Consider the following 1118-nt stretch of genomic DNA (forward strand, 5'->3'; position numbering starts at 1 on the left):
CGCGAGACGAGACCGTCAGCCGGCCGACGGCCCCCAGGCCGAGCCAGTCGTGGCTCTCGTGGCTCTCGTGGCTCACCGTCCCTGGAAAGCGATCGTTCCCCGAGCCCTCCTCGACCAGCGGGGGGCACCCTTCACCCAGTGACACCGGGGCGTCGATGCCTACCGGGAGGGCCGCCTGGTAGCGCCGAAGGGACCGGCCCCGGTGTCCACCACGGCGGGAGAGTCGCTCAAGCGTGGGTGAACAGCCGTTCAAGGACCACCGCCACCCCGTCCTCCTCATGGGACGGCGCCACCTCGTCTGCCACCGCCAGCAGATCGGGGTGGGCGTTGCCCATCGCGACCCCGTATCCGGCCCAGCCCAGCAGCGGGATGTCATTGGGCATATCGCCGAACGCGATCGTCTCCGCCGGGGTGAACCCCATCCGGTCGGCGGCCAGTCGCAGCCCCGCCGCCTTGTCCGTGCCGGCGGGGAGCACCTCGATCATGCCCTTCTCGGAGTGGGTCACCGCCACCTCGCCCGCGCCCGCCCGTTCCACGGCCGCGGCGACCAGCTCGTCCTGCACCGTCCGGTGGCGCATCAGCACCTTCTCGATCGGCGCCGCCCACAGCTCCTCCCGCTCCACCCGTCCCCACTCCGGGCGCATCCGGTCGGTGAAGCGGGCGGTGACGAGGAAGCGGTTCTCGGGCGCCGCGGTCACCACGGCCAGCTCCAGCGGCCCCGCGCCCAGTGCCTCCTCCGCGCGCTCCACCACCGACCGGGCCAACTCCCGGTCCAGCGACGCCGAGACCAGCAGCCGGTCCGCGGAGGCGTCGTACAGCTGCGCGCCCTGTCCGCACACCGCGAGCCCCCGGTAGCCGATCGCGACCAGGAACTCCCGGCAGGACGCGGCCGGGCGTCCGGTGACCACCAGGTGCCGCGCCCCGGCGGCCCGGACGCGGGCGAGCGCCGCGCGGGTGCGGGGCGAGACCGTCAGATCGCCGCGCAGCAGGGTGCCGTCGAGGTCGGTGGCGACCAGCGGGAAGCGGGGCCGCCCGGCGGCACGCGGCCGGGGGAGCAGCGGGCCCGGGGCGGCGACACCGCCGGTGGCCACGGAGGCGGTCGCGGAGCCGGTCGCGGC

The 1118-nt window shown here is 75.4% G+C and carries 1 protein-coding gene; it reads right to left on the reverse strand.

The window, feature by feature from the left end; translation table 11 throughout:
* Positions 1-227 precede the first annotated feature (227 nt).
* Entirely contained in the window at positions 228-1058 is an 831-nt protein-coding gene (locus AXW62_RS25715; protein WP_060946600.1) for an HAD family hydrolase, read from the reverse strand.
* Positions 1059-1118: the final 60 nt, after the last annotated feature.

This window comes from Streptomyces hygroscopicus subsp. hygroscopicus, from assembly GCF_001553455.1.
In the GTDB taxonomy this organism is placed as follows: domain Bacteria; phylum Actinomycetota; class Actinomycetes; order Streptomycetales; family Streptomycetaceae; genus Streptomyces; species Streptomyces hygroscopicus.